This window comes from Lacisediminimonas sp. (assembly GCF_030645335.1).
Taxonomy (GTDB): domain Bacteria; phylum Pseudomonadota; class Gammaproteobacteria; order Burkholderiales; family Burkholderiaceae_D; genus Lacisediminimonas.
In genome coordinates, this window is sequence record NZ_JAUSNH010000208.1 from 25,408 (window position 1) to 32,792 (window position 7,385).

Consider the following 7,385-nt stretch of genomic DNA (forward strand, 5'->3'; position numbering starts at 1 on the left):
CTCAGGGAAGCGGTGTGCTCTGATCTATCGGCGGCATGCCACCGGCCTGGATTTGCTCGCTGGCCTCTTTGCGTCGCTTCTTTGCCGCGATGCTGCGCCAGCTGGCGTATCCGGCGGCGCCGACCGCCACCGCGATCCCGGCAGGCATCAGCAGATGACGGCGCGATAGAAAACCGACCGCCTTGGCAAGCACCGGCAACAATAGCGCCAGGCGACCGTTGAATATCCCGCTCGACAGGCCGTCGAGCGTGAATGCATTGCGCGCCATATCGGCACTGCTGTTTACCACATGCGCAACGGCGCTCTTCAGGAGCACATCGCGATGCAGGTTGGCCGTCAGCGATTGCTGCGCCTCCAGGATGCCCAGCCGAAACAACTGGCCCTGGACGATCAGGAACCGCTTGCGCTGGTCTGCCTCTTGTTGCTGTGCCGTTTTCATCTGGTCGGGGGCTCCGTGATCAAGTGAGCGAACATCACAGAAGTGAATCGCGGTCGTTGCGCAACTCGGCCATGGTGGCCGGCAAGGACAGCTTGTGCTCGCGCAGGATGGACTGCGCCTGCTTGAACAGCACAAACGCCGCCACCGTAAAGACCAGGCCCAACAGCGCGAGTATGGTCCAGCCCATCGCGGGCCAAGCGAGAACCACGATCAGCATTGACCAGAAGGCCAGCGCAAACCATGCGGCAATCGCGCCAAGCGCACCGAACAGGATGAGCTTCTGCACATTAACCCGGATTTCACCGATTTCGAGTGCGGCAAGCTCGATCCGGGAAATCACCAGCCCCAGCGCATTACGAGCCAGCGCGGTGGCGCTGGCGAACAGGCCGGGCTGTCGCCCGGGTTCGTCCTGTGTCTGCATGAACAGCGCTTACTTGCGTGCGATCAGCACGCCAACCAGCAGGCCCACGCCGGCTGATATGGCAACCGCCTGCCATGGGTTTTGCCGCACATAACCATCGGCAGAGTCGGCGATTTCCTTGCCGGCTTCAATCGCTGCTGCCTGCAGCTCCTTGGCCTTGCCGCTGGCCTCGTCCAGCATGGCCATGCCGCGCGCGCGCAGGTCGTCCGCCTTGACACCGGTGGCGCTGGTTGCTTCGCGAAACAGTGCCTGCGCGTCGCGCAGCAATGTACCGAAATCGTTACGGACTGTCTTGAGTTGTGATTCCATCATGATGATTTCTCCTGGTTACGGGGATTGTTTTTACGCGGATCAACCAATGCCTGGGAGACGCTATTCTATATTGTAGATGCGGCCATTTGTCCGTAAAACAAGTGTCGCTCAGACACCCGGGGTACAGTCGTCGCAGTGTTCGATCGGCGGCGGCGGCTTCGACATCTGGTCGCGCGCGTCTTTCAAAGCGGTGCGCAATCCTTCTTCGATGACAGGATGATAAAACGGCATGCGCAGCATTTGTCCGATCGTCATCTCGTTTTGCAATGCCCATGCAAGCAGATGACCGAGATGTTCGGCACGTGGCCCGGCCATTTGCGCGCCGAGCAAGCGACCCGTGCTGCGCTCCGCATACACATGCAGTGCGCCATGGTTTTCGCCGATGACCCGGCTGCGCCCCTGGTCTTCGAACGAGACCCGCCCGATTACGTAGTCCGCATCCTGCAACTGCTTCCAACGGGGTCCGACCTGGGTCAATTGCGGCTCGGAAAAGGCGATCGAGAATGGCACATGGCGCAGTGCCGGCCGCATGTTCGGCCAAGCCCCCGCATTGTCACCGGCGATCCGGCCCTGGTCGACCGCCTCGTGCAGCAGGGCACGCTCATTGCTGGCGTCGCCTGCAATGAAAATGGCGCTGGCGCCGCATTGCATGGTGGCGGGATCGAATACCGGTACACCATTGTCGCCCAGCGCCAGGCCGGAATTCGCGAGGTCCAGCTGATCGACATTCGGAACACGCCCGGTAGCCGACAGGACATGGCTGAAATGCTCGGTGGTTTCAACGCCATGGCGATCGCGCACGGTCAGCGCAACGCCTTGCGCAGTGCGCTCGCTACGGACCAATTCTGTCTGCAGGCGCAGGTCAAGCTCGCGGCTGAAGATAGTGGTCGCCAGTTTCGCCAGCGCCGGATCGTCCAGTTGCCCTGTCGTATCGGCGCGTCCGAACAACACGACGCGCACACCCAGCCGATGCAGTGCCTGGCCGAGCTCGAGGCCAATGACACCAACGCCGACAATGGCAACGGATTCCGGCAATGTGGGCCAGTCGAAGACATCGTCGCTGGTAAAAAGCCGGTCTGCGGCTGCTTGCAGTTCGGGCGGAATGAACGGACGCGAGCCCGTCGCAATGACCACGGCCCTTGCGTTGACGACGGTGTCTTCGCCGACCTGCAGGCGGGACGGGTCGAGGAAGCGGGCCTGCCCCATCAGTCGCCATTCGGGGGCAATTGCCTCGGTGCTGCCGACCACACCACCGACGAAGCGGTCGCGCTCTTCGCGTACGCGCCGCATCACGGCCGCACCATCGATGCGGGGGTCGCCGGCGTGCACGCCAAATACATTTGCGTGGCGCACGCCGTACGCAGCCTGGGCAGCGGCAATCAACAGCTTGCTGGGCATGCAACCCACGCGCGCGCAGGTCGTACCGTACTGCGCCTGCTCGATCAACACCACGCGCTCGTGGTGCAGGCGTGCGGCGCGAAACGCAGTCAGGCCGGCGCTACCTGCGCCGATCACGGCGACATCGACTGATAGCTGGTTCATGGAGAGCTGTGCATCCCGCTCAAAAGCGGGATCCTGGATACACGGCCTTTCAGTATGCACCCGACCCGATCATTGCGCTCGCTCGAACAAACGGCGTCGGCGCCATTGCCGCCATCGATACGGGAACATGCCGCCGCTGCATCGGCCACTGGCCGCCCGAGCCCGTGCACATCGTGCCTGCGCACTTTTCTACCAGGGAACCAGAATCCTAGCGAACCAGCGCACCGCTCTTGCTGACAACGGTCAATTCAACATAGCGCGAGCCAATATGATTATTGGCCGAGAATCTGATCGGATATCCACCCAGGTTCAGCTCTCCGAGCCCTTGCAGGGCCTGGCGGATCGATGCCCTGGTGGGCGACTTGCCGGCCTTGCGCAGCGCGGCGACCAGCACTTTGGCGTTCATGAAGCCCTCCATCGATGGATACGAGTAGGGCACGCCCTTTGCATAGCGGCTCATCAGCGACTGGTACTCCGATACCAGCGGCAAGGTGGCACTGTACGGAAACGGGAAAACCTGCGAAATGCCGACGCCCTGCGCGACAGTTGCACCGACCGCCTTGGTCATGCCCTCCACGTTCGCGGTCGAGATATTGAAAAGAAAGCCACGGCCGCCGCCCGCACGGTATTGCCTGACGAACTCGGCGGCGGGCGCAGTGACGGCAATCATCACGACGGTGTCCGGATCAGCTGCCAGTACGTCCTTCACGGCATTGCCCACGTCCGTGGAATAACGCTCATAGGAAACCCGCGCCGCCACGACAATATTGCGTAGCCGGGCGGCGTCTTCCAGCGCACGCACACCGGCGTCGCCAAACGGATTGTCTTCATGGAAAACAGCAATACGCTTGGTGCCCAGGCCAGCCACATGGCGAACAATGGCGTCGACTTCCTCGGCGTAGCCGGCGCGCAGATGAAATACATTGGCGTTGTGCGGCTCACGCAGCAGGCGCGCGCCAGTGGACGCACCAACGATGGCCAGCGGCGTGTTGTCGAACAGGTGCTGCTTGAACAGCGCCGACACGTTGTCGGTGCCGTAGTAACCGGTCAGCGCGAGCACCTGCGGATTGGCGATGAATTCCCGTGTGTTCTTGACGGTGGCGTCGATCTTGAAAGCATCATCCAGGACCACGTGGACCAGTTTGTGGCCGTTGACGCCGCCTTCGGTGGTGTTGATGTGCTCGAAGTAGATGCGCGTGCCAAGCGCCAGCCCGTTGCCGGCGGCGGCCGCCTCGCCAGTCAGGGGGGCGGATTGGCCAATGACCACATCGGCCTGCGCTGCGAAAGATGCAGCACCGGCAACCACACAAATGAATTCAGCCAGGAGTTTTTTGATGCGCACGATTGGTCTGGATGGCGTGATGGGAGCGCCATTTCAACAGAATCAATTCGCCACATCCAGCGTGCCTTTGAAGTGTTTATTTTTGACCGAAAAGTGCTGTGCGAACGCAAAATATTTCTCTGAAAAACGAACATCAATTCATTGATCGAACTCATGAAAATGAAGTGTTCTGCTATCGAAACTATTGCTGGTGTGTGGGGGGATAATTTGTATCAATGTTCTGATAACGCACGCGATACCAGAGCATGCCAATCCATTCGTGCAGCGCATAGCGGCTACGTTCAAGGGTGCCGGATTGCGGCAGGAAGGTCTTCAGCGTCAGGGCTTGCGGCCCACTGGCGATATTGGTCGGCGCGGGCACGACATCGAGACCGGCGGCGGAGAAAATGCGGCGCGCGCGCGGCATGTGGATGGCGTCGGTCACCAACAGTACGCGCTTGATACCGGCTCGCTTGAGCAAGCCCGCGCTGTTCAATGCGTTTTGCGCGGTATTGTCGGAGCGCCCTTCTTCCCATCGCACTGGCACCTTGAAGCTGTCGCGCAGTGCGCGGGCCATCAGCAGCGACTCGGGCTCCTCGCGGCCATCGGGGCTGCCGCCGGTAACCAGGATCGGCAGGCCGGTCTGTTGATGCAGCCATGCACCGTAGCGCAGTCGCCCCAGCGTTGAGCCGTTGGGCTGGTCGAGGCCGCCGTATTCTTGCGCCGCCACGATGCGATCGCCGCCAAGTATCACGATGGCATGGGCGTGGGCTTCGTGTGCGCGCGTAAGTGGCGGCGATTCGGATTCAAGCAAGCGGGGTAGCCAGGCCGCCGTCAACGGCGTGGACAATACCGTCAGCAGCACCAGGGACAGCGTCACCAGCACGCGGCCGGCGAATCGGTGGCGCGTGCGCAGCAATGCGCCACCGGCTGCGGCAATCAGCAACAGGGAAAGCGGCGGCAGCAGTATCGCGCTGATGAGGCCGATCGCGAGTACGCTCGCGCTCAATCGGGAATTCCAGCGGCGTCTTGCGCCGCTATCAAGGCCGCGAGTTGGTCGGGCGGCAAGGGCTTGCCAAACAAGTAGCCCTGGAATTCGTCACAACCTTGCGCACGCAAGGATTCAAATTGCGCCTGTGTCTCCACGCCTTCGGCGATGGTGATGAAACCCAGGCTCTGTCCCAGCTGGATGATGGCCGTCACGATGGCAGACGGCCGTCGGCCATCCCGCGGTTGCTTGCGGCATCCATGAAACCCTGGCGTAGCCGCTCATGCCCGCCGCGTGCTGCCTCGGGCACCAGCAGATCAAGGCTGGTGCCGACCAGGCTACCCGGCTCGTAGCCAAACATGCTGTCGGCACGCGAGTTGGCCAGCACGATGCGGCCCTTGTCGTCCACCATGATCATGGCGTTGGGCGATGCTTCGACGGCACTCTGGAAGCGGTTGGCCTCACGCTTGCGCTCGGTGATGTCGGTATGGGAGCCGACCAGCCGGAGCAATTGCCCGCGCTCATCGAACTGCTTCTCACCCCGTGAAGTTGAACTGGAACATTGGAATCCGGACATTATTTGGGGCGTCGATTAATTCCCAATGACCAATAGCAAACAAACCGCCACTTGTCAAAAAATCCAAACTCGGAGTCTTGTGAATAAAAAAGCGACGAATTTTGCAACTGACGGCATTCCCGGATTACGCACTCCGGCTCGTTCAATACGCCTACCCGCATTGCCAAAGCCACAATTCTTCACGAACAGCGTGGTACTCTAAAGCAACTGGGCCCTTGATGGCCTGTCGGGGATCTGCGCAGCAAGTACCGAGCAAACCAGGGCACCGCCTACAACGAAATTACCGCAACTGCACTTGATGTCCAGCTTTGACCTTCGCGCCATAAACTTGATGACAGGCGTCATGTGCGTCGTCTTGGGCATCGTCATCCTAGGCGTGCGGCACAATTTTCCCGGGACACTCAAGGGACTTGGCCTATGGGGCTTGGGTCCGCTGCTGGGCATGCTCGCCACGCTTTTTTTTGGCCTGGACGGACTGATTCCTCACAGCGTGGCCGTGATCGGTGGCAACGCCTTTGCGTTTTGCTCGTGCGGTCTTCTGTATTTCGGCAGTCAGTGCTTTTTCGAACAAAAGGTCACGTGGCGCTTTTGGGGCGGCCTGGGAATCATCAGTTTAAGTGGACTGGCGTTCTTTCTGCTGGCCCAACCGGACTATCGGATCCGCGTCGCGATCTTCGCCTGCACAGTGGGCCTACTGTTCGCTGGGCACACCCGCCTGCTGCTGCGTCATGGGCGCGGTTGGGCGGCCAGGTTCACCATGGTTGTGATGGGGGTGCAAACCAGTATCGTAATAGTGCGCTTGGTCGCCATTTATTGGATCGACAGGGCAGACACAAACCACTTCACGCCCACCCTGATTCATACCCTCTACCTGGTCAGTTTCAGTTTCATGGTGTTGCTCTTCCTCGTGGGCGCGCAGTTGATGGCCAGTGAGCGCATACGCGCCGAATTCGAGCATCTCGCCACCTACGACAGCCTGACTGGCGCCTTGAACCGGCGGGTGCTGCAGCTCGCCGGCGAGCAAGAGCTGCTGCGCTGGCAGCGTTATGGACAATCTTTTGCTGTGCTGCTGCTGGACATTGATCATTTCAAGCAAATCAATGACCGATACGGGCACCTGGTAGGTGACCAGGTTCTGAAGCGATTCGTGGCCACGTTGCGCCGCCCCCTTCGCAAGAGTGATCTCGTAGGACGTTACGGTGGTGAGGAGTTCGTGGTTTTGCTGCCCGTTACCGACCTGAGCACTGCCCTCGCGCTTGGCGAACGTGTCCGTGCCGCAGTCGAAGCGACGCCAGCCGGCCCAGGTGCGCCCGCTTGCACAACGAGCGTTGGCGTGAGCTGCGTCCAAGCGGGGGATACCAGCTTTGACGCCCTCATTGCGCGGGCTGACCAGGCGCTATATAAAGCGAAAGCCGAGGGCCGCAATCGCGCACTGATGCTCCAGCAAGAGACCCAGTGAGCGCGCATTAATCAAGCTTTGCAACATGAGGGGCCGCAGGCGGCTTTCTCCACTCCGGAAACGGAAATGCCCGCTTGCGCGGGCATTTGTATGTTTGGCGGAGTGGACGGGACTCGCCTACACATTGCAGGCCGCGGATTCGCTTGCAAGCGAATCCCTTCTCGCTCCGCCGAAAGCCGCGCAGGCGGCTTTCTCCACTCCGGAATTGGAAATGCCCGCTTGCGCGGGCATTTGTATGTTTGGCGGAGTGGACGGGACTCGAACCCGCGACCCCCGGCGTGACAGGCCGGTATTCTAACCAACTGAACTACCACTCCATTGAGCCC

The 7,385-nt window shown here is 60.8% G+C and carries 9 protein-coding genes and 1 tRNA gene; 1 reads left to right on the plus strand and 9 read right to left on the minus strand.

The window, feature by feature from the left end:
- Window position 1 precedes the first annotated feature (1 nt).
- The 8 genes from Q7T64_RS14560 to Q7T64_RS14595 all read right to left on the minus strand — a co-directional run bounded on the left by Q7T64_RS14560 (window position 2) and on the right by Q7T64_RS14595 (window position 5,600).
- Window positions 2-439 carry a hypothetical protein gene (locus tag Q7T64_RS14560; protein WP_304797170.1) on the minus strand — a complete coding sequence of 146 codons (438 nt, stop codon included), beginning with the start codon at window positions 437-439 and terminating at the stop codon, window positions 2-4.
- 34 nt (window positions 440-473) lie between these two features.
- A complete protein-coding gene (locus tag Q7T64_RS14565; RefSeq protein ID WP_304797172.1) occupies window positions 474-860 on the minus strand; it encodes a phage holin family protein in 387 nt (128 codons plus the stop codon).
- Window positions 861-869: 9 nt separating this feature from the next.
- Entirely contained in the window at window positions 870-1,172 is a 303-nt protein-coding gene (locus Q7T64_RS14570) for a YqjD family protein (protein ID WP_304797174.1), read from the minus strand.
- 108 nt (window positions 1,173-1,280) lie between these two features.
- Window positions 1,281-2,714 (minus strand): dihydrolipoyl dehydrogenase, encoded by a 1,434-nt coding sequence (locus tag Q7T64_RS14575; RefSeq protein ID WP_304797176.1) that lies wholly within the window; start codon window positions 2,712-2,714, stop codon window positions 1,281-1,283.
- Between the two features lie 208 nt (window positions 2,715-2,922).
- Window positions 2,923-4,056, minus strand: coding sequence for an ABC transporter substrate-binding protein (locus tag Q7T64_RS14580; RefSeq protein WP_304797178.1), 1,134 nt, complete (start codon window positions 4,054-4,056; stop codon window positions 2,923-2,925).
- A 181-nt stretch (window positions 4,057-4,237) separates the two neighbouring features.
- On the minus strand, window positions 4,238-5,044 hold the full coding sequence (locus Q7T64_RS14585; protein ID WP_304797180.1) for a YdcF family protein: 807 nt from the start codon (window positions 5,042-5,044) through the stop codon (window positions 4,238-4,240).
- A complete protein-coding gene (locus Q7T64_RS14590; RefSeq protein WP_370653337.1) occupies window positions 5,041-5,238 on the minus strand; it encodes an EAL domain-containing protein in 198 nt (65 codons plus the stop codon). Before Q7T64_RS14590 ends, Q7T64_RS14585 begins: the two co-directional genes overlap by 4 nt.
- The gene (locus tag Q7T64_RS14595) at window positions 5,235-5,600 is read right to left on the minus strand and encodes a PAS domain-containing protein (protein WP_304797182.1); all 366 of its coding nucleotides are present in this window, start codon (window positions 5,598-5,600) and stop codon (window positions 5,235-5,237) included. The genes Q7T64_RS14590 and Q7T64_RS14595 overlap by 4 nt, the downstream gene beginning before the upstream one ends.
- A gap of 298 nt (window positions 5,601-5,898) precedes the next feature.
- Here Q7T64_RS14595 and Q7T64_RS14600 point away from each other — a divergent pair, with 298 nt between their 5' ends.
- A complete protein-coding gene (locus Q7T64_RS14600) occupies window positions 5,899-7,059 on the plus strand; it encodes a GGDEF domain-containing protein (RefSeq protein ID WP_304797184.1) in 1,161 nt (386 codons plus the stop codon).
- Between the two features lie 240 nt (window positions 7,060-7,299).
- On the opposite strand, the gene Q7T64_RS14605 is transcribed toward Q7T64_RS14600, so the two are convergent.
- Window positions 7,300-7,376, minus strand: a tRNA-Asp gene (locus Q7T64_RS14605).
- Window positions 7,377-7,385: the final 9 nt, after the last annotated feature.